Origin of the sequence: Aquibacillus koreensis (genome assembly GCF_025154055.1) — a bacterium.
GTDB lineage: Bacteria > Bacillota > Bacilli > Bacillales > Amphibacillaceae > Aquibacillus_C > Aquibacillus_C koreensis.
In genome coordinates this window covers 94,790-116,593 of record NZ_JAOALK010000055.1, presented here as the reverse complement: position 1 = coordinate 116,593, position 21,804 = coordinate 94,790, and the positions used below count along the sequence as shown (strand labels likewise).

Annotated in this window: 17 protein-coding genes; 3 read left to right on the top strand and 14 right to left on the bottom strand. The window is 39.1% G+C overall.

Annotated features, from left to right (window positions below):
- Nucleotides 1-52 precede the first annotated feature (52 nt).
- From glpK to uvrB, 13 genes are all read right to left on the bottom strand, one after another.
- Nucleotides 53-1,531, bottom strand: coding sequence for a glycerol kinase GlpK (glpK, locus tag NYQ66_RS16305; RefSeq protein WP_407652108.1), 1,479 nt, complete (start codon nt 1,529-1,531; stop codon nt 53-55).
- A 738-nt stretch (nt 1,532-2,269) separates the two neighbouring features.
- Nucleotides 2,270-2,803 (bottom strand): acyltransferase, encoded by a 534-nt coding sequence (locus NYQ66_RS16300; RefSeq protein WP_259870928.1) that lies wholly within the window; start codon nt 2,801-2,803, stop codon nt 2,270-2,272.
- Nucleotides 2,804-2,808: 5 nt separating this feature from the next.
- Nucleotides 2,809-3,447 carry a pyrophosphatase PpaX gene (ppaX, locus tag NYQ66_RS16295; protein ID WP_259870925.1) on the bottom strand — a complete coding sequence of 213 codons (639 nt, stop codon included), beginning with the start codon at nt 3,445-3,447 and terminating at the stop codon, nt 2,809-2,811.
- Entirely contained in the window at nt 3,422-4,387 is a 966-nt protein-coding gene (locus tag NYQ66_RS16290; RefSeq protein ID WP_259870924.1) for a nucleoside recognition domain-containing protein, read from the bottom strand. Before NYQ66_RS16290 ends, ppaX begins: the two co-directional genes overlap by 26 nt.
- Before the next feature lie 18 nt (nt 4,388-4,405).
- Nucleotides 4,406-5,236, bottom strand: a complete 831-nt coding sequence (gene lgt, locus NYQ66_RS16285) for a prolipoprotein diacylglyceryl transferase (RefSeq protein WP_259870923.1) — start codon at nt 5,234-5,236, stop codon at nt 4,406-4,408.
- A 31-nt stretch (nt 5,237-5,267) separates the two neighbouring features.
- Entirely contained in the window at nt 5,268-6,227 is a 960-nt protein-coding gene (gene hprK, locus NYQ66_RS16280; RefSeq protein ID WP_259870922.1) for an HPr(Ser) kinase/phosphatase, read from the bottom strand.
- A 203-nt stretch (nt 6,228-6,430) separates the two neighbouring features.
- Complete coding sequence (locus NYQ66_RS16275) at nt 6,431-6,793, bottom strand: phage holin family protein (protein WP_259870920.1); 363 nt, start codon at nt 6,791-6,793, stop codon at nt 6,431-6,433.
- Complete coding sequence (locus tag NYQ66_RS16270) at nt 6,790-6,993, bottom strand: PspC domain-containing protein (RefSeq protein ID WP_259870919.1); 204 nt, start codon at nt 6,991-6,993, stop codon at nt 6,790-6,792. Before NYQ66_RS16270 ends, NYQ66_RS16275 begins: the two co-directional genes overlap by 4 nt.
- Nucleotides 6,994-7,008: 15 nt before the next feature.
- Nucleotides 7,009-8,112 (bottom strand): DUF4097 family beta strand repeat-containing protein, encoded by a 1,104-nt coding sequence (locus tag NYQ66_RS16265; RefSeq protein WP_259870916.1) that lies wholly within the window; start codon nt 8,110-8,112, stop codon nt 7,009-7,011.
- A 54-nt stretch (nt 8,113-8,166) separates the two neighbouring features.
- Nucleotides 8,167-8,823 carry a bacillithiol biosynthesis deacetylase BshB2 gene (bshB2, locus tag NYQ66_RS16260; RefSeq protein WP_259870913.1) on the bottom strand — a complete coding sequence of 219 codons (657 nt, stop codon included), beginning with the start codon at nt 8,821-8,823 and terminating at the stop codon, nt 8,167-8,169.
- A 418-nt stretch (nt 8,824-9,241) separates the two neighbouring features.
- A complete protein-coding gene (locus tag NYQ66_RS16255) occupies nt 9,242-9,595 on the bottom strand; it encodes a YojF family protein (protein ID WP_259870910.1) in 354 nt (117 codons plus the stop codon).
- Nucleotides 9,596-9,798: 203 nt separating this feature from the next.
- Nucleotides 9,799-12,675: an excinuclease ABC subunit UvrA gene (gene uvrA, locus NYQ66_RS16250; RefSeq protein ID WP_259870907.1), complete on the bottom strand. Its 2,877-nt coding sequence runs from the start codon at nt 12,673-12,675 to the stop codon at nt 9,799-9,801.
- 6 nt (nt 12,676-12,681) lie between these two features.
- Nucleotides 12,682-14,664, bottom strand: a complete 1,983-nt coding sequence (gene uvrB / locus NYQ66_RS16245; RefSeq protein ID WP_259870905.1) for an excinuclease ABC subunit UvrB — start codon at nt 14,662-14,664, stop codon at nt 12,682-12,684.
- Nucleotides 14,665-14,897: 233 nt separating this feature from the next.
- Here uvrB and NYQ66_RS16240 point away from each other — a divergent pair, with 233 nt between their 5' ends.
- Both NYQ66_RS16240 and NYQ66_RS16235 read left to right on the top strand, forming a co-directional pair.
- A complete protein-coding gene (locus NYQ66_RS16240) occupies nt 14,898-15,713 on the top strand; it encodes a FixH family protein (protein WP_259870902.1) in 816 nt (271 codons plus the stop codon).
- Nucleotides 15,714-15,892: 179 nt separating this feature from the next.
- Nucleotides 15,893-16,396 (top strand): CBO0543 family protein, encoded by a 504-nt coding sequence (locus NYQ66_RS16235; protein WP_259870900.1) that lies wholly within the window; start codon nt 15,893-15,895, stop codon nt 16,394-16,396.
- Nucleotides 16,397-16,452: 56 nt separating this feature from the next.
- Here NYQ66_RS16235 and NYQ66_RS16230 read toward each other — a convergent pair whose 3' ends face one another.
- The gene (locus NYQ66_RS16230; RefSeq protein WP_259870897.1) at nt 16,453-18,042 is read right to left on the bottom strand and encodes a peptide chain release factor 3; all 1,590 of its coding nucleotides are present in this window, start codon (nt 18,040-18,042) and stop codon (nt 16,453-16,455) included.
- 512 nt (nt 18,043-18,554) lie between these two features.
- Between NYQ66_RS16230 and NYQ66_RS16225 the strand changes: the two genes are divergently transcribed.
- The gene (locus NYQ66_RS16225; RefSeq protein WP_259870894.1) at nt 18,555-21,776 is read left to right on the top strand and encodes a DEAD/DEAH box helicase; all 3,222 of its coding nucleotides are present in this window, start codon (nt 18,555-18,557) and stop codon (nt 21,774-21,776) included.
- Nucleotides 21,777-21,804 lie beyond the last annotated feature (28 nt).

Here is a 21,804-nt window from a genome sequence, read left to right as displayed (position 1 = left end):
CCTTCCATCTAAAGCGAGCTTCACAAGCACGCTATCCCACGAGAAAAACACCTTAAGTAAATACACGTGTAGCTTTCACTGCCTTTTTCCATCCATGATACAGTTTGTCACGTTCAGCTACTTTCATATTTGATTCGAACGTCTTTTCTAATTTCCATTGACGTGCTATTTGCTCTTTACTATCCCAGTAGCCGACTGCCAATCCTGCTAGATAAGCTGCACCCAACGCGGTCGTTTCATTGATAACCGGTCTTTCCACAGGGACGCGGAGCATATCACTTTGAAATTGCATTAAGAAATTATTTTTAACAGCTCCACCATCGACACGAAGAGCTTTAACATCAATTGTTGCATCTTCTACCATTGCATCAATTACATCTTTGGTTTGATAGGCTAAAGATTCTAAAGTTGCTCGAATAATATGTTCTTTCTCGGTTGCTCTTGTTAATCCGAACATCGCACCTCTTGCATCACTATCCCAATACGGTGTACCTAGGCCAACAAATGCCGGAACTACGTAGACACCTTCTGCGCTCGTCACACGTTTTGCATATTCTTCACTTTGCGGTGCATTTTTAATCATCCGAAGGCCGTCACGGAGCCATTGAATTGCAGAACCAGCAACAAACACACTTCCTTCTAACGCGTATTCTACCTCTCCATTCAACCCCCACGCAAGTGTGGTTAACAAGCCATTATTAGATTCTACTGCTTTCTTTCCTGTGTTCATTAACACAAAACAGCCTGTTCCATATGTGTTTTTGACCATACCTTCTTCAAAGCACGCTTGCCCAAACAAGGCTGCATGTTGATCACCTGCCGCTCCAGCAATTGGAATGTTGTGACCAAAAAAGTGATGTGCTACTGTTTCTGCATACACCTCAGATGATGAACGGACTTCAGGGAGCATGGACTTTGGCACTTCCAATACGTCTAGCAGTTCTTCATCCCATTTTAATTCATGTATATTATACATCAGCGTGCGGGATGCATTTGAATAATCCGTCACGTGGGCTTTACCACCAGAAAGCTTGTAAATCAACCAAGTGTCTATTGTTCCAAATAATAAATCCCCTTTTTCCGCTCTTTCTCTCGCCCCATCTACATGGTCTAATAGCCATTTTACTTTTGTTCCAGAAAAATAAGGATCTAATAATAATCCGGTTTTTTTACGAAAGGTTTCGTTATATCCTTTATCGATTAATGCTTTGCATATGTCTGCTGTTTGCCTTGATTGCCAAACGATTGCTTTATGAATCGGTTTCCCGGTATGTTTATCCCAGACTACCGTTGTTTCTCGTTGATTCGTAATTCCGATTCCAGCAATTTGGTTTGGATGTACATCTGCTTTACGGAGAACATCCGCCATACAAGAAGTGATCGTTGTCCATATTTCATTTGCATCATGCTCTACCCAACCAGATTGCGGAAAAAACTGTTGAAATTCGCGCTGCGCAACCGATACAATTTCCCCATCATGATTAAATAAAATTGCTCTTGAACTTGTCGTCCCTTGATCAAGTGCCATCATATACTTTTTCACTTATATCCTTCCTCCCTATTATAAAAATATAAATACAAGTAAGTGCTTTCAAATGAATTTCTGACAGCTAAACACAAAGCTATTGCATCATGCCTATGTGTCAAAAATTCATTTTTTGAAATTTATGTTTTTCGTTTTGATATAAAATGCGCAGTAACTAACCCACCCGCTCCTCGAGTGAAATTGGCTCCCTTTCCGCGGGCACGGCCTCAGCTAACTCAGAAGAAAGTTCGCTTCTGAGTGGATCTTCGGCTCGCGCTGTTCCCGCAGGAGTGTCACCAATTTCACTCGATCCGCTAGTAACTGCTTTTAGTAAAATCGAACTTATGCTTTTCCAAAAGGAATTTGCACCTTCCATTGCATTAAGTATATTAACCCCTCAAATCATGACTAGCTTACTTCTCACTTTAATAGAAAGCCAAACATAGCGGAGGAAAAACACGAGACTCCTGTGGGAAAGGAACAGTCTGAAGATCCCGCAGTGAGCGCTCTTTGCGAGCGAGGAAGCTGAAGCGTTCCCCACGGAAAGCGAGTGTTTTTCCGGAGCGTCGGTTTAGCAATCATCCTATAAGAACCCGTAAGGATGTACTTGGAATGTTACGACAGAGTTTATATATTGACTGCATTAAAAAATAAAATAAAAACCCAAGATAACAAAACTAGTAGAGAAAGAATACATAACAAAATCCTTTATCTCTACTAGTATAATTTTATGAAGAAAAGACACTACTCATTCGATTGAAAGAAATCATCTTGTTGGATTCGTTTGTCCATTTCTTCCTTCGTATAGATCACCCGCATTGGATTTCCACCAACAAACGTACCTGGGGACACATCCTTATGAACCACGGTACCTGCAGATACAATCGCTCCATCGCCAATCGTGATTCCAGGTAGGATCGTTGAATTTGCACCAATCATCACTTCGCTACCGATTTTCACGTCACCTAATCGATATTCTTTAATCAAATATTCGTGAGCAAGAATCGTTGTGTTATAACCAATCACAGTATTTTTCCCTACAGATATCCGCTCTGGAAACATAATGTCTAACATCACCATTAATGCGAAAGCTGTTTGGTTGCCTACATCCATCCGTAAGAACGTGCGGTAAAGCCAATTTTTCACCCCTATAAAAGGGGTGTATCGCGCTAATTGAATAATGACAAAATTTTTAACTACTTTCCAAAACGGAACAGTCTTATAAACGTGCCATAATGAATTAGCCCCGCTTACTCGATATCGCTCGGTATTTCGCAATCATGTCACACTCCTACTATTTTTAGGAGATCACTCATTTCCTCTAACATATAATCAGGCTCTAACTTTTCTAGTGATTCCCTGCCTTTAATTGTCCAAGCAACACCTGCAGTTTTTACCCCCGCATTTTTCCCCGCTTCAATGTCGTGGTAGTTATCTCCGACCATTAATGTCGTTGCAGGATTAGCGTTTAACGCAGAAATAGCTTTAAGAATTGGTTCTGGGTGTGGTTTTGCATTTTCCACATCATTTAACCCTATTAAAACTTCAAATACATCGTCCATACCCGTAACAGTTAGACCCCTTTTTGCAGTGCTATTTACTTTTGTCGTAACGATACCTAACTGATAGCCTGCAACCTTAAGCTTTTTCATTGTTTCTACCACAGTTGGATAGGCAACAACAAAATCATCATGGTTTGATAGGTTATGGTCACGATAGGTTTGAATCATTTCATCAGCGTTTACAGGATCCACCTTAATGAAACTGTCTACTAATGGCGGTCCAATAAAGTTCAGTATTTGTTCCCTGTTATATTTTCCAGGAATATGTTTATCAAATGTGTGCGTGAATGAAGCAATAATTAATTCATTTGTATCAATTAACGTTCCATCAAGATCAAATAGTATCGTACGAATACTCATGTTGTTTTTGATCCCCTTTCTTGTTTTTTGCGATCCTTCGATTCCATACAAACCCAATGACTGCCGTTAATATAATCGCAGTAGTTAACCGAATAACTAAGAGTGGCCATACAGGAATACCTAAAGGAATAAACACCAACGTATCTTCCACAACGGCATGACAGGAGACTAGGAATATGAATGCAAGATACATATCTTTTTTCGAAACCCCATCTTCTTTTACCGCTTGGATCATTAAGCCTGCACCATAAGCAAGGCCAATAACAAGACCAGCGACCAATGTCATCGATGCGTTTTTTTCCATACCTAGTATTTTTGTAAAAGGTGCTAGCAAGCCTGATGCTTTATCCATCCAACCTAGCTCTCTAAAGAATTGAATGACAATCATCAATGGAATAACAATGAGAGCAAGCTGCACCACACTTAAAAGTGCCGTTTGAATTCCTTGCAACATAATGTCACCCCATGCACTTGGAGCTTCTTCTGTCTTAGGAATCAATCCATACTGTGCTAACTCACTACCGCCTTTCCAAAATAAGTTAATGATAAAAGCAGATAGCAAGGCCAATCCGATTCGAACACCTACAACGATTGGCCATTTTATCCCAACCTTCGCCGCAACTGTCGATTCGATAATCAAGTTATGCGAAAACGACATCATGATCGCCATAATGAAAACTTCTTTAACTGTAAAATCAAAAGAAACAATCGCACCGATACCGGCATATAGGTTAAGAAAATTACCAATGACTAACGGTACGGCTGCTTCTCCAGATAAACCAATCCATTTCATAAACGGACTTATAAGATCGATTAGCCATGGTAACAATGGCGTGTAACGAAGAATCGTCACGATTACTGTAACAGGAAAAATAATTTTTCCAAGTGTCCATGTTACTTGTAGCCCCTGTTTAAATCCTCGTTGTAAAACACCTATCACAGTCAAGACTCCTCGCTTCTATCTTCGTTTTTTCCCATTGTAGCTCATTTTCGCTTGCCCACTGTATCGGCGATAAATCATCAACGCAATTCCTAATACAACTAAGACAATTGAAATAACCTGAGCAGTTCTTAACTCACCAATAATATATAAGCTATCAGTACGCATACCTTCAATAAAGTAGCGTCCAATTGAATACCAAATGACATAAGATAAGAATATTTCCCCACGTCTAGGGTTAACTTTTCGCAAGACTAGTAGTATGACTAACCCAATGAGGTTCCAAACCGACTCATAGAAAAAAGTAGGGTGATAATACGTACCATCAATACACATTTGGTTCATAATAAAGTCTGGTAGATATTGTAGATAATTATTATATGTAGCTTCTGATACAGCTCCACCATGTGCCTCTTGGTTCATGAAATTACCCCAACGACCTACTGCCTGCCCTAAGATAATACTAGGTGCCGCAATATCAGCAATTTGCCAGAAAGATTCTTTCTTCGCACGAGCAAAAACAATAGCGGTAATTACCGATCCAATTAATGCACCGTGAATCGCAATTCCACCTTCCCAGATTGCAAAAGGCTTCCACCAAGGACCGCCTACATAGCGTTCCCATTCAAAAATGACATAATAAAGTCTCGCAGAAATAATAGCAATCGGTACTGCAAAGACAATAAGATCCACAAACAGATCTTTTTTCAGTCCTAAACGATTTGATTCTCTTGTCGCAAGCAACAACCCTAAAAAGGCACCTGTTGCGATGATCACGCCATACCAATATACAGTAAATGGACCGAGCTCAATCATTACTCTATCTAAAGCTGGTTGATTACAAGACAATTCCTCTTCCCCCTTTTACACTTCCATGCTATCAATCAAAATCTAAATCAGCTTTTACATTTATTCCTGACTTTTCTTGTTGAATCATATTCGTCAAACGCTCAGAAAACTCCTCTGCCGCATTTACACCCATTCTCTTCAAACGGAAGTTCATTGCCGCAACTTCAATAATAACAGCAATATTTCGTCCAGGTCTAACCGGAAGAATAAGTTTAGGCACTTCTACATCAATGATTTTCATCGTGTTTTCCTCTAAGCCTAAACGATCATATTGTCGCTTTTGATCCCACGTTTCGAGATTAATAATCATCGATATTTTTTTGTAAGAACGAACAGATCCAGCACCAAATAAGGTCATTACATTAATAATACCTAATCCACGTATTTCCAACAAATGTTCAATAAGTGGCGGGGCTGTCCCAATCAGGCGGTCATAATCCTCTTGACGGATCTCAACCGAATCATCCGCAACCAATCGATGCCCACGTTTTACTAATTCAAGTGCTGTTTCACTTTTACCAACACCACTTTGTCCTGTAATTAACACACCGATTCCATAGACATCAACTAAGACACCATGTAGAGCTGTGAAAGGAGCGAATTTCGCCTCTAAGTAGTTCGTTAGTCGACTAATTACTCGTGTCGTTTTATAAGGCGAACGCATTAATGGAACACCTGATGCATTACATGCTTCGATTAGTTCTTCTGGTACATCTAATCCCCTAGTGACAACAATCCCAGGTGTAATATCTGTACAAATTTGTTCAGCACGGTCCATACGTTCTGCATGACTTAGATCTGAGTAATATGAAAGCTCTGTCTTTCCAAGCAATTGTAATCTTTCTTTTGGATAATACTTAAAGTATCCAGTCATTTCTATCCCTGGTCGGGAAATCTCGCTCATTAAGATTTCACGGTGGATCCCATCTTTACCAGCAACGAGCTCTAATTGAAATTGATTTAATAAGTCTTCCGTACGTACTTTCACCATATTTCCCTCCATATTGCCTATTAGATGTCAATCATTGTACTCTATTGTAGCATTTTTTACATACCCTAGCATTACTATTTGACTCCACCAATTAGAAAATGCTGTTTTAAGCATGCCATTTTATCCTATGTTTTGTAGAATGGGAAAAATCATGCTCGTACAATGGGAAATAGCGCAGGCTAAACCTACGCTATTTCTTCATTCTATTTGCTTGTGAGGATCGTGTCTTTTATCAGTTTGTTTAATAAAAGATTAAGAATAGATAAAATCACGGCTGCAAAGATCGCAGAAACAAAACCTTCAATCACAAAGGAACTTCCGATTAATGCTTGTGTAATCATCAATGTAATTGCATTAATCACAAACAAAAACAAGCCTAGAGAAAGAACTGTGATTGGTAATGTTAACACGATTAAAATTGGTTTTACGATTACATTCAATATGGACAAGATGAAACTCGCGAGCACAGCTGTTCCAAATCCGTCAATCGTAAAAGAAGTAAATAACTGATCAACGACGATTAGTGCAACTGCATTTAGTAGTAGCGATAAGATCCAGCTTTTCATTCAAATCTTTCCTCTTCCTTCGGGATAATAAAGACAGCCGCGATATAGAAAAAGACTAATGGGAAAAATCCCGTGAATGGAACACCAATAAAAAATAGTAGCCGAACAATCGTTGGATCGAAATGAAAGTAGTCAGCAATCCCACCTAGTACACCCGTTAACATTCTTTCATCTTTTGAACGATACAGTCTTTTTTTCATGGCAATTCCTCCTATCTACTTATTTGGTAAAACCCAAATCGACCCCGTTTTTGTTTCTGCTTCAATATGGAGTAGAGCACTATGTTCTTGCTGTGCTTCAAACTGTAAGGTTCGTTTAATGACCTCTTTTGTTTCATTTACTACTTGGTAATTATGAAGATCGCAGTGTAATCCACCAATGTTACTTTCTAACTTTCCTTCAATTTTCACCGTATTTGGTACGTGAAGTCGAATACTTCCAGTAGTAGTTCTGAAAAATCCTGTGCGCGTATTTTCCCCTTCCCACGCACATTGAATACTCCCATTTACAGTTTGCGCATCTACAGCATGAAATTGTCCATCTAAATGGATAGCCCCATTCATCGTTTCCGTCTCCACTTCTTCCATCATCACTTGATCAGTCGTGATTTTTCCATTACCCGTTTCAACAAATAGCAGCTTCCCTTCTAATCGTTTCAAGGTAACATCGCCATTGGAAGTTTTCACGCGTAACTGCTTTGTTTTAACTGATTCCGCATTAACCGGACCGTTAAACAATTTCACTGAGATTTTCTCATATAAACGTTCAGGGATTTTCATGACAACGTCTGTTTTAATTTGCTTGGATGGCACACTAAAATGCAGTTGTTTTTCATCGACATGAAAAGCACTAGTATCTAAGAAATTTTGTCTTGCACGATCTTTGTCATCGACTTGGTACACTTTTGCCTCACATTCGATTCTCACATCTGCTTCGTTCCATGGAGAAAGGGTTAAGCTTCCATTCGCAATATCAATGTCTAGGTTAGATACATCGACGTTCTGACTATGAAAAATGTGGGAAACTACTGTATGCGTTCCGAAATTAAAATCTAAGTCGACGTTTTTTATTTTGGTGAACGCTTCTTCAACTAAACTAAGCAGCTTCGCCTTTTTACTTGTCGTTGACTGCTTCTTGTTTTGTGAATAGTAGCTTTCCCCTTGATCCCACTTTACTTGCTCTGTAAGTTGATTGGGTTCTTTTTCTGCTTTCTCTGCTTTATCTGCTTTATCTAATGATTCAAAAAGCTCTGCTGCTTCTTCGGCACTAATGAGGCCTTCCTCTACCATTTTCAAAATTCTTTTACGGTCTTCTTTCATTCAATCCACACCTCACTAATCACTTTTAAAGGTGATCAAAATTTGAAATGCATGTTAATAAGTCCACGTATAAAACCTTTCCGTTCCTAACCACTCTTGCGCGATCGCTTCGATATCATCTGTATCTGGATTCATACTACCTAACATGCCTTGCGCCTGTGATTGATGGGCCATAATAGTTTTCATCTTTTGTCTAAACACAGGTTTCGCATCGATCGTTATATCCGGTTCACCAAGTTCTTCTACATGTGTTTTGCTAATTGCTTGTGCCCATACTTTAGGTCTAGCTGCTGGATCCATCCGACGAACTGCTTCAATTGCAGCAGCACCTAAAGCATCATGGTCTGGATGGACTGCATGACCAGGGTAATGGGTAATAACCAAACTTGGTTTAATCTGTTCAAGTAACGCTTTTAAGTGCTCTGCTACTTCATCTCGTGACTCAAATTCTAGCGTTTTATCTCGGTAGCCTAGCATTTTTAATTCAATATCAAGCACTTCACAGGCATCAATTAGCTCTTTTTTTCTTATTTCAGGTAATGTTTCTCGGGTGGCAAAAGTGGGATTACCCATATTTCTCCCCATTTCACCTAATGTTCCACATAAATATGTGACTGGTACGCCTTGTTGCCTAAATGTAGTGATGGTTCCAGAAGCTCCAAATGCTTCATCATCTGGATGAGGATAAATGACTACTACATGTTTTTCCACAGAATTCACTTCTCCTATCTAATTATATTCTTTCATACGTCAGAGACGTCAATAATGTTTCGTTTGTTTTTCATTTGATGTTGTTAATTGATACTAATGCGCAGTAACTAAAAATGGAAATGGTGCTCTACCGTTCCGGAAATACACTCCGCTTTCCGTGGGGCGAGCGCCGAGCCGCTTCGTCGCTTTGCTCCTGCAGGGTCTCGCCTGTCTCGCAGATCCTACAGGAGTCTACGTGTATTTCCTCCACTAGCATTATTATGCTGTAAATATAAGTTCACTTTGTCGTAGATAATAGGAACTTTATTACTTTACAAACAGTACTGCAAGAGAAGCAGTCACTCGAGGAGCGGGTCCGTAAGTTTATATATAGTTAGTCACAACAAAAGTTAAGAACAAGCCCAAGTCATGGTTCCTCTTAATATGTAAATGGGGTTTCACTTATTTGTAAGGCGACCATTAGTCTTCCTTCTCGGTCATGTCCTGCCATTAATAAACGGTTTTGATCATCAACTTCATACTTGCTAAGCCCTTCTGCATATACCCAGCCGATGCCAAGTTTTAATCCAACACGGTACACATCATCTTTCCCTACGATCTTCGCATGCGAATAGTTTACTTGCGCATTACGAATAAATGCACCAACATTATATGCTTTTTCATTATGGTGGCTTGCATATGCGCCATTCGTTGTTTCTAAGTGGACGTACACATCTTTATCTTTATAAGTTTCTAAAAGTGATTGTACTTTTTCAATCATGATCGGTTCCATTCGTCTACACCTTCTTTTTATAAGGATATTCAAATATTATATTTTTACCTTACCCAAAAACGGATAGTTGGTCAAAAGATTGCGCTTTATGTGGGCAAGTTATGTGGGTTAGTTACAGAGATTAATAATACTGCTTCAAACAAGATCAAAAGAAAAACTGCACCCTTACCTACATATTAGGAAAGAGGCAGCCTTACTCAACATTAGCTTTGCCCTACTTTTTCTTTTTCTTTAATTCGATCGTCCATTCGTTTCCGATCCCGCTCTAAAACGGGAGCTAGGTATCGGCCAGTATGTGAATCAGGAGCTTCGGCAATATCCTCAGGCGTCCCAGTAGCTATGATTGTTCCGCCACGGTCGCCACCTTCTGGTCCGAGATCAACAATATAATCCGCTGCTTTTATCACATCCAGATTATGTTCGATCACTAAGACCGAGTCACCGTTATCCACTAGTCGTTGAAGCACTTGTAACAATCTTGAAATGTCATCCACATGTAGTCCTGTTGTCGGTTCATCCAGAATATAAAAGGATTTACCGTTTGATCTACGATGTAATTCACTAGCTAGTTTAACTCTTTGCGCTTCCCCACCTGACAATGTAGTTGCAGGTTGGCCAAGCTTTACATACCCTAAACCAACGTCAAAAACCGTTTGAATTTTTCTTTTGATTTTAGGAATGTTGGCGAAAAACTCTAGTGCTTCTTCCACTGTCATATTTAATACGTCAGCAATGTTCTTCCCTTTATATTTAATGTCTAGTGTTTCTCGATTATACCGTTTACCATGACAAATCTCACACGGAACATATACATCGGGCAAGAAATGCATTTCAATTTTAATAATCCCATCACCACGACACGCTTCACAACGTCCGCCCTTCACATTAAAGCTGAAACGTCCTTTTTTGTACCCTCGGACTTTTGCTTCATTCGTTTGTGCAAAAACATCTCGAATGTCATCAAATACACCAGTATAAGTAGCTGGATTAGACCTCGGCGTACGTCCAATTGGAGACTGATCAATATCAATAACCTTCTCCAAATGTTCGGTTCCTTTAATTGCTTTGTGCTTCCCTGGTTTTTGTCTTGCTCTGTTAAGCTTCATTGCTAGGCCTTTGTGTAATATTTCGTTTATAAGCGTACTTTTTCCGGAACCAGATACGCCTGTTACTGCTGTGAATAAACCTATCGGGAAGCTCACATCTACTTTTTTCAAGTTATTCTGTTCCGCACCAATCACTTCCACCCAACGATCTGTTGGCTTTTTACGCTCATGAGGTAACGGAATAAACTGTTTTCCTGCCAAGTACTTACCCGTTAAGGATGCTTTGTTTTTCATTACTTGCTGTGGAGTACCACTAGCAACGATAGATCCACCATGTTCGCCAGCACCTGGACCAATATCAATTAACCAATCAGCCGCTAGCATTGTGTCTTCATCATGCTCGACAACAATTAACGTATTACCTAAATCTCGCATTCTTTGTAGCGTGCTTATTAAACGGTCATTATCTCGTTGGTGTAAACCAATCGATGGCTCGTCCAATACATATAACACCCCAGTTAATGCGGAACCGATCTGGGTAGCCAATCGAATACGCTGTGCTTCCCCACCAGAGAGTGTGCCTGCTGCTCGAGACAAGGTTAAGTAATCCAATCCCACATTCGTTAAGAACGTTAAACGATCACTAATTTCTTTCACAATCATTTGAGCGATTTTTCGTTCTTTTTCACTTAATGACAATCCATTAATAAAATCATTGGCTTCTGTTACAGAGAATTCCGTTACATGACCAACATGCAAGCCATTGATTAAAACAGCGAGTGCTTCTTCTTTCAGGCGATAGCCTTTACACTTAGGGCAAGCTTTTTGAGCCATATACTTTTCCATTTGCTCACGGATATAGTCTGAGCTTGTTTCCCTGTATCGACGTGCGATGTTAGCTATAACACCTTCAAAAAGAATGTCATTTTCTCTGATCATACCGTATTCGTTTTCGTAACGGAAAAAGATTTTCTCTTTTCCACTTCCATACAATACTTTATCTAAATGATCTTTAGGCAAAGCCTTGACCGGGACTTCCATATCGATGCCATAATGCGTACATACACTTTCCAATAGCTTTGGATAGTATTGGGAACTTGTTGGCTCCCATGCAACGATCGCTCCTTCTTTTAAGGAAAGATCCCAATCAGGAATAACGAGGTCAAGATCTACCTCCAGCTGCGTGCCTAAACCGTCACACTTTCCACAAGCACCAAATGGACTGTTAAAAGAGAACAGGCGCGGCTCCATGTCACCAATAGAGAAACCACAAATTGGACATGCATGGTGTTCACTAAACATCAATTCTTCCTCACCAATGACATCAACGACCACTTTACCTTCTCCAAGTCCAAGTGCGGTTTCAAGGGAATCTGTCAAACGAGAAGAAATCCCGTCTTTAACGACAATACGATCAATTACTACCTCAATCGAGTGTTTCTTATTTTTATCTAATTCTATATCTTCGGCTACTTCACGCATTTCCCCATCTACACGAATACGTACATAACCTTCTTGCTTCAACTTTTCCAGCACTTTTACATGTGAACCTTTACGGCCCGAAACAGTTGGAGCAAGAATCTGAAGTTTCGTTCGCTCCGGATATTCCAAAATACGGTCTACCATTTGTTGGACCGTTTGTGATGTGATCTCAACCCCATGCTTTGGACACGTTGGGTGGCCAATTCTTGCAAAAAGCAAACGCATATAATCATAGATCTCCGTTACCGTACCAACGGTTGACCTTGGATTTTTGCTTGTTGTTTTTTGATCAATCGAAATCGCTGGTGAAAGTCCTTCGATCGCATCTACATCTGGTTTATCCATCTGACCTAAAAATTGTCTTGCATAAGCCGATAATGATTCTACATACCGACGCTGACCTTCTGCATAAATGGTGTCAAAAGCTAAAGATGACTTACCCGAACCTGATAAACCAGTCAAAACGACTAACTTGTCTTTTGGAATGTCCACATCGATGTTTTTCAAATTGTGGGCTCTTGCCCCTTTTATTGATATTGCTTTCTTAACCATTCACGGTCATCCTTCCGCTTTTAATTCCAATACTAGATCTCTTAATTCAGCCGCTCTTTCGAAATTTAATTCACGAGCTGCTTGCTTCATTTCTTTTTCCATTTCTTCGATTAACTTATCTTTTTCTTTCTTAGAAAGATCACGAAGCTTTGGCTTGTCCTCTGTGTACGTATCTGCATCTTCTGCGACCATTGTTGCCCGAATCACATCACGAACCTCTTTCTTAATCGTCGTAGGTGTAACACCGTGTAATTCATTGTATTCCTGTTGTTTGGCACGACGTCGATTCGTTTCATCAATCGCTTTTGTCATCGAATCTGTGATCCGGTCTGCATACATAATAACTCGACCGTTTTCGTTACGGGCAGCGCGACCCATTGTTTGAATGAGCGAACGTTCCGAGCGTAAAAACCCTTCTTTGTCTGCATCTAATATAGTAACGAGTGACACTTCTGGGATATCTAAGCCTTCTCTTAGTAAGTTAATACCAATTAACACATCATATTTCCCTACACGCAAATCCCGAATGATCTCAATACGTTCTAATGTCTTTATTTCTGAGTGTAAATAAGCCACTTTGATACCAATTTCTTTTAAGTAATCGGTGAGATCCTCAGACATTTTCTTCGTTAATGTAGTTACTAGTACACGTTCATTACGTTCGACTCGTTTGTTAATTTCACCAATTAAATCATCAATTTGGCCTTCGATTGGACGAACTTCTATTTCTGGATCTAATAATCCCGTTGGGCGAATAATTTGTTCCGTCATATATGGTGTATGTTCTAACTCGTATGGGCCAGGTGTGGCTGATACGAAAATAAATTGATTCGCTTTTTTCTCAAATTCCGTAAACGTTAACGGACGGTTGTCCATAGCAGATGGTAGCCTGAAACCATGATCGACAAGGACTTGCTTTCTAGCCTGGTCACCATTATACATACCACGAACCTGGGGTAGTGTAACATGGGATTCATCAATCACGATCAAGAAGTCATCTGGAAAATAGTCTAATAATGTGTAAGGCGTAGAACCTGGTTCACGTAAAGTTAAATGTCTAGAATAGTTTTCTATTCCAGAACAAAAGCCCATTTCGCCCATCATCTCTAGATCATAATTCGTTCGTTGCTCTAACCGTTGTGCTTCTAGCAATTTATTTTGTTCCCTAAACACTTTCAACTGTTCTTGTAGTTCTTTTTCAATATTCTTCATTGCAACCTTTAGCTTTTCCTCCCCGGTTACGAAGTGGGAAGCAGGGAAAATGGCAATATGATCTCGGTCCCCGATAATCTCACCTGTTAGGGCATCCACTTCCCGAATGCGGTCGATTTCGTCTCCAAAAAACTCGACACGAATACAATGTTCTTCTCGAGAAGCAGGAATAATTTCGACTGAATCACCACGAACACGAAATGTACCACGTTGAAAATCGATATCGTTCCGTGCATATTGTATGTCTACCAGGTTTCGTAATAATGCATCACGATCTTTTTCCATCCCAACACGAATCGAAACGACTTGGTTGCGATACTCTTCCGGGGAACCTAAACCATAGATACAAGATACACTAGCTACAACTAATACATCTCTACGTTCAAATAGAGAAGATGTCGCCGAGTGTCGTAGTTTATCAATTTCATCATTGATACTCGCATCCTTTTCGATAAACGTATCCGTAGATGGGACATAAGCCTCTGGTTGGTAGTAATCATAATAACTAACAAAATACTCCACAGCATTGTTTGGGAAAAATTCTTTAAACTCACTGTACAACTGACCCGCAAGTGTTTTGTTGTGCGCAATCACAAGTGTAGGCTTGTTGATTTCCTTCACAACATTCGATACGGTAAATGTCTTACCAGTACCCGTTGCCCCAAGCAATGTTTGATGTCGTTTTTTTTCATTTATTCCTGACACTAATTCTTTAATTGCTTTCGGTTGATCACCTTGTGGTTGATAATTTGAAACTAATTCAAAGGTATTTTCCACGATCAAACCCTCCGTTCCATGTCATTCCTCTATTATATTATCACATTATACTATAATTCAAACAAAAACACGAACAGACATTCGACTCATTTTTGTTCTTTTTCCATAGCCTACCATGATCTTTTCATTTTTGTTAGAAATTTGATTTGTGATACTTAACATTGTGGTTTAAAAAGAAGTTATTTATAATCAAAAGCAGAGAAAAGATTTTTTCAATAGGAAGGAAGTACAAAATGAAGTTTTTTATACCAATAATGATAATCGTAGGCCTGCTTGTTGGGTGCGGACAAGAGGATACAAATAATAGTGAAGAGAACGAACAACTAGAGGCAATTCTCGAAGTTGATTTACAAGCGCCTGAAACTTTAGAGGTAGCAGAGCAAACAACGATTGATGCTGTTGTTACACAAGGGGGAGAAGTCGTAGATGATGCAGACGAAGTTGAGTTTGAAATTTGGATGGAAGGTGAAAAAGAATCTTCTATCATGTTAAGTGGCAACCATCAAGGTGAAGGTGTGTACCGTATTACTACGTCCTTTACAGATGCAGGGATTTATCACGTACAATCCCATGTGACCGCCCGCTCCATGCACACGATGCCTGTTGTCCAGATCACTGTTGGTGATGTGAGTACAGAAGTGGAAGAAGAGAGCGAAGAACCAGCAGAGACAGAAGAGTCACATGAGCATCATGACGATGAATCAGAACATAGCCATGACACTGCACATGATGATGACCACCATCATGGTGGCGTAACGATGAACCTGGATTCAGAAGACACTTTCCACGCTGGAGAAGAATCCGCATTATCTGTAGTAGTAACCAACAATGAAGAAGCACTTTCAGATGCAAAAGTATCATTAGAGATCAAGCATACAACGGAGTCAGATGACCAATGGATAGACCTTGACGAAGGCGAAGCTGGAACATACAACGGTACAGCCACTTTAGCCCATGCAGGCACTTACAATGTAACCATTCATGTGGAAAAAGGCGAGATTCATGATCATAAGGAAATACATATAGATGTAGTAGAATCACCCCTATAATTGGGTTGAGCTAAATGATTAAATCGTACAGTGGCAATGTCTGCCATTGTGCGGTTTTTTTTAATCGTTTTCAAACATGAATAACTTCATGAATTCTGAGAAGAATATAAAAAGTATTTTTCAAATCAAAAATTATCGATTTTCAGACAGATGTCATTCGTGCACAAAGGGATATGATTATGCTTAAAACAAAAAAAGTCATGAGAAATTATGCTATTTTAGGATTGATTTGGGCTATCACCACTGGACTTCTAGTGAAATTTATACCAAAGAATAAGGTAAGACATGGTACTGTAGCATTTTTATATAAACAGATGGTAACTTGGCTATTTGGTTTATTAGTAGTAGAGAAAGGGTTAATTAAATACCCGGTTAGAATCTTTAATAAAGCAAATAAAACAAGTTTTTCTTTTGAATATTTTATCTATCCGACTTTCTGTGCCATCTTTAATCTGTATTATCCAGAAAACAAGGATAGATTCATAAAATTTCTTTATTACATCTTTCACGCAGGAATTTTAACAATAGGTGAGGTTTTTGTTGAAAGATACACGAACCTTATTAAATATGTCAAATGGAAGTGGTATTGGAGTTTTATAACGATGGGTATAACTTATTATACTTCAAGGTTATTTTATCGTTGGTTTTTTAAGGATGAATTTAGTCAAAGACAAGATGAATAAACTTGTAATAAAACCCAACGCTTGATGCAAGCGTTGGGTTTTTTAAAGATTCAAATTTATCTATAACTCTGATCGTATTTGTTCACTTCAAACAAATCAATTAACTCTACTTTTGGATGTTTATCCATGAACCAACGCAACGCAAAATCATTTTTAAACAAGACAAGGAATTCATCATCGCGATCTTTTACCAGCATGTTACGCTCATCAAACATCGATGTATCCACTTGTTCTTTTTTCAACCACCGCGGAATTCTTTCGCCGATCGACTCTAACATAACTTCCACGTTGTATTCATTTTTCATACGGTATTCGAATACGTCATATTGCAGTTGGCCAACGGCACCAATAATATAGGATTCCATTGGATGACCGCGGAACAATTGGATTGCACCTTCTTGCACCAGTTGCTCGATCCCTTTTTTAAACTGCTTTGCTTTCATCACGTTCTTAGCTGTTACTCTTTTAAACAACTCTGGTGGGAATTGTGGTAGTTCATCATACTCATAGTTTTCTTTACTTTCTAATAACGTATCTCCAATGCGGTAGGAGCCCGGATCATAAATACCGATAATGTCACCAGGGTATGCCTCTTCCACTGTGTCCCTAGAAGATGCAACAAATTGTTGTGTTTGCGATAGCTTAAAAGCTTTGCCCGTACGTGCTAATGTCACGTTCATTCCGCGTTCGAATTTTCCGGAACATACGCGAAGGAATGCCACACGGTCACGGTGCGCCGGATTCATATTCGCCTGAATTTTAAAGATAAATCCAGAGAACTCTTCATTTTCAGGATTAATGATTCCTGATGTTGCTTTTCTTGGTGTCGGATTTGGTGCCATTTGTACAAACGTATCAAAAAATGTTTGCACTCCAAATGGCGCAAGGGCACTACCAAAGAATACTGGTGTTTGTTCTCCTTTTAAAATAGACTCCATGGAATATTGATCGCCCGCTTCGTCTAATAACTCTAATTCGTCTGATGTTTCTTGGTACGTTGCACTATTTACTAGTTCTGCGTGCTCAGGATTGTCTAATTCACTGTATGGAATATACGTCTCTTCTTCATTTCCGTTGAACTTAACAAACTGCTCATTGTAACGATCAAAAATACCCAAAAATCGTTTTCCCATACCAACTGGCCAGTTCATTGGGTATGTCTCGATATCTAGTACTTCTTCAATTTCCTCTAAAAGCTCTAACGGCTCGCGACCTTCACGATCCAACTTATTAATAAAAGTGAAAATCGGAATACCACGCATTTTACAAACCTTAAATAACTTAAGTGTTTGGGCTTCAATCCCTTTAGTCGCGTCAATAATCATGACCACACTGTCTACCGCAGTTAATGTACGGTACGTGTCTTCACTGAAGTCTTCGTGTCCAGGTGTATCTAAAATATTCACTTGATAGCCTTTGTAAGGCACGTTCATTACACTTGATGTTACGGAAATTCCACGCTGCTTCTCAATTTCCATCCAGTCAGAAGTTGCGAATTTCCCTGATTTTTTTCCTTTAACCGTTCCAGCTGAACGAATCAAGTTACCAAACAATAGTAGCTTTTCTGTTAATGTAGTTTTCCCGGCATCCGGGTGCGAAATAATCGCAAATGTCTTCCGTTTACTTACTTCATCTTTTATAGACATAAAAAATCCCTTCCAATCTATTTATTATTTTATTGTGTTTTTTCATTTAAGGGATTTTCATTTACATCGGAAGAAAGCTCCTTTTTCATTGATTTATATAGGATAAATCCTCATTTTACGAGGACAAATTATTTTTTCTCACGATAGTAAAAATAGCATGAGATAAGCTGTTAAGTCAACTTGTATTGGGAAAGCCTAGGGACATTAAGTAAAATAAGCGAGTAATTCAAGTTCGATTACTCTTCCTACTATACGATCACCTATTTTTTTACTCATACTCGGATTGAGCGATCGACGATTTGACTTACGAAGGTAAGCGATAAGCCGATTCATTACGATTAGTAGGCGTAACTTCTATTCTTTTAGCTAAAAGTTTAATTCAATTTAAGATAGATTTAAAACTTACTTGTGAAAATTTTGTTATAATAAAGAGATGCATGTCAGATTAGAAAAATTTCTTATACTTGATACACTTCATTTTTTTAACGCAGAACAAAAGGTAGGGATTTTAAATGCGCACCTTTTTCTTAGATAAACAAGATATTATTCGAATTACTGGCGAACGTTTTTATAAAAGAGGTCAAAATTACTTTAAACAGAATCGTGTCTTTGGACTAAGCTATAACCCAGCCATTAACTCTTGGCGAGGACAAGTGCGTGGAACAGAAACGTATAGCGTTCGTATCTTCTTTTTCGAAAATGATGAATTAGAAGCAAGTTGTGACTGTCCTGCCTATGCGACACATTATACATGTAAGCATATTGCTGCCATTTTATTGGCGATTAGTCAAGACTCTTGGAAGAACGTGAACAAAGACCTACAAGAAAGTCCCGCACCTGTGATCGAAATAGATCATGTGCCGAATGATACATTTACAAGTAGGATTATGGACGCTTTTTCAACGCAATCAAAACCAAACGCACTTCAAACGGAACAACTGGAAGTAGAATATACGATTGGTTCTAGAATTAATCCACATAATTCGAAAGCCTTTTTAGAGTTGGAATTAAAAATAGGAACAAGTAAATTGTATGTAGTCAAGAATATACGAGAGTTTCTCATTCATGTGAAGAAGGCAAAAGTCTATCCACTAACAGCAAAATTCAACTATGACCCAAGGATCCATCAATTTAGTGAGGAAGATCAGTACCTGATTCAAACACTCATTACAGCTTATGAAAATGAAACACTCTTTGAAAATTCTTTTTCCAACCCGCTGCATGACAAGCGCACTTTAGTGATACCACCTGGCATTGCTGATTCGTTGCTAGAATCGATAAGTAAACAGAACAGCTTTTACAAAGCTTACACGGGGGAACTGCTCCCGATTTCGATCCAACAAGAGCTTGCACATCTTGATTTTAAATTGGATCAACAAGACGACACACATTTTACAATTGATGTTTCGATGCTTTCCGATCACACGTACCTAGAAAGTTATAGGTATCTCGTGAAGCAAGGGGTTTTTTATCAAATAAAGGAAGAACAACAAAAAATTATTGATCAATTATATGCGCTACTTCCTTATCGTAATAAGCAATCACACCGTATATCGAATGATAAGATTGAAACATTTGTTTCTACTGTTGTTCCAAAATTAGAAGAGATCGGAAACGTCAAGTTATCCGAAAAAACAAAGCAGACGATATCGACTGCCCCTCTTCTAACAAAAATATATATCGATGAACATGACAGTACGTTAATTGCTAAGGCTGAATTTCATTATGGTAGCCGTGTATTTCACCCGTACAAACAAGAACAGGCAAGTACGGATCAAATCGTGAAACGAAACATGGCAAAAGAACTAGAAGTTTTGCAATTCATTGAACAGGCAGGTTTTGTTTATTTAAAAGACCAATACCACTTATTTAAAAATGAAGCAATCTATGCGTTTTTATATGAGAAGTTAGTGGATCTTGAACAGATGGCCACTGTTTACGTAGCCAATAACGTAAAGACAATGATTGCTGGTGAGAGACCAAGCCTTACTTCCAAAGTAAATATAAATAAAAATAGCGGGATGCTCGATATCTATTTTGATATGGAGGGGATCTCTCAAGGAGACGTGCAACAAGTACTCCAAGCAATGATTGAAAAAAAGCGGTATTTCCGTATCCCGAATGGAGCACTTATTGAACTTGAAGGAGAAGCATTCGATTCTTTTTATGAGCTAGCAGACCGCTTGCAATTAAATAAGAAGCAAGTGGATGAGGCACACATCCAAATTCCGGCTGCACGTAGCTTTCAAATTGAGGATACATTAAAAGCAGATACCGCCCAGTTTAGTGCATCATTTCAGCAGTTGCTCGATGAATTAAAGGAACCGAGCAAACTGAACTTCCGCCTACCAGATCATTTGGAAGCAGAGCTTCGTGATTACCAGCATGTTGGCTATCAATGGTTCCGAACACTATCGCACTATCATCTTGGTGGCATTTTAGCAGACGATATGGGCCTTGGTAAAACGATACAGACAATTACGTATCTACTTGCAGAAAAGCAGGCCAAGAATACACCTTACAAAAGTCTTGTGGTAGCACCCGCTTCCTTGTTATATAACTGGAAGAAGGAGTTTGAAAAATTTGCACCAAGCCTAAACATCCAGGTAATTGCTGGTAACAAAACCCAACGTAGCAATCTGATGCAAGAAACAGGTGAGGTTGACGTGTATATTACGTCTTATCCCTTGCTCCGTGTAGACGTTGATTTATACGAGTCGTTTCATTTTGATGCATTGATCTTAGACGAGGCACAAGCAATTAAAAACCACTTAACACAAACAGCAAAAGCAGTTCGTGCGCTCCAAGCAAGCCAGCGTTTTGCCTTAAGTGGTACACCAATCGAGAACTCGCTTGATGAATTATGGTCCTTATTTTATACAATATCACCTGGTCTTTTTGATAACAAAAAGAAGTTCCTTCAACTAGATCATGCATATATATCCAAAATCACAAGACCATTTATCTTACGACGCTTGAAGAAAGATGTCTTAGACGAATTGCCAGATAAAATAGAAACGGTTCAGTATTCGGACCTAACAAAGAATCAAAAACAAGTCTATATTGCGTACGTGGAAAAGATGCAAGAACAGATTACCGAAACGATCCAGGAAAAAGGGTTTGAAAAAGGAAAGCTAGAAATACTAGCGGGTCTAACTCGACTTCGACAAATTTGTTGTCATCCATCCTTATTCTTGGAAAATTACACTGGTCAATCTGGCAAATTAGAGCAGCTAATCGAGTTGATCCATGATCTGAAACAAAATGGCAAGCGCCCATTAATTTTTTCACAGTTCTCCAGTATGTTAAAAATAATCAACCAACGATTGGAGCAGGAAGATTTTGATACGTTTTATTTAGACGGTTCTACTGCCTCACAAACCCGAGTGGAAATGGTCGATCGTTTTAATGAAGGGGAAAAATCTGCATTCCTAATCTCGCTAAGAGCTGGTGGAACTGGACTCAATCTAACTGGTGCTGACACCGTTATCCTTTACGATCTGTGGTGGAATCCCGCAGTCGAAGAACAAGCTGCCGGTAGAGCTCACCGTATCGGTCAGAAAAACGTCGTCCAAGTAATCCGAATGATTACAGAAGGAACGATAGAAGAAAAGATTTATGAATTACAACAAAAGAAACGCGAGCTCGTTGATCAAATTATCCAACCTGGTGAAACGATGCTTTCGAAGTTATCGGAAAAAGAATTAAGAGAATTGTTAGAGATAAAGGTATAGTTTCATACGTACTAAATCCCAAGCAGCA

Bases quoted from the DNA above. Each gene is read 5' to 3' on its own strand.
- glpK (WP_407652108.1), bottom strand. From the start codon at position 1,531: ATGATGGCACTTGATCAAGGGACGACAAGTTCAAGAGCAATTTTATTT.
- ppaX (WP_259870925.1), bottom strand. From the start codon at position 3,447: ATGAGTATTCGTACGATACTATTTGATCTTGATGGAACGTTAATTGAT.
- hprK (WP_259870922.1), bottom strand. From the start codon at position 6,227: ATGGTGAAAGTACGTACGGAAGACTTATTAAATCAATTTCAATTAGAG.
- NYQ66_RS16275 (WP_259870920.1), bottom strand. From the start codon at position 6,793: ATGAAAAGCTGGATCTTATCGCTACTACTAAATGCAGTTGCACTAATC.
- NYQ66_RS16270 (WP_259870919.1), bottom strand. From the start codon at position 6,993: ATGAAAAAAAGACTGTATCGTTCAAAAGATGAAAGAATGTTAACGGGT.
- NYQ66_RS16265 (WP_259870916.1), bottom strand. From the start codon at position 8,112: ATGAAAGAAGACCGTAAAAGAATTTTGAAAATGGTAGAGGAAGGCCTC.
- NYQ66_RS16255 (WP_259870910.1), bottom strand. From the start codon at position 9,595: ATGGAACCGATCATGATTGAAAAAGTACAATCACTTTTAGAAACTTAT.
- uvrA (WP_259870907.1), bottom strand. From the start codon at position 12,675: ATGGTTAAGAAAGCAATATCAATAAAAGGGGCAAGAGCCCACAATTTG.
- NYQ66_RS16240 (WP_259870902.1), top strand. From the start codon at position 14,898: ATGAAGTTTTTTATACCAATAATGATAATCGTAGGCCTGCTTGTTGGG.
- NYQ66_RS16235 (WP_259870900.1), top strand. From the start codon at position 15,893: ATGCTTAAAACAAAAAAAGTCATGAGAAATTATGCTATTTTAGGATTG.
- NYQ66_RS16230 (WP_259870897.1), bottom strand. From the start codon at position 18,042: ATGTCTATAAAAGATGAAGTAAGTAAACGGAAGACATTTGCGATTATT.
- NYQ66_RS16225 (WP_259870894.1), top strand. From the start codon at position 18,555: ATGCGCACCTTTTTCTTAGATAAACAAGATATTATTCGAATTACTGGC.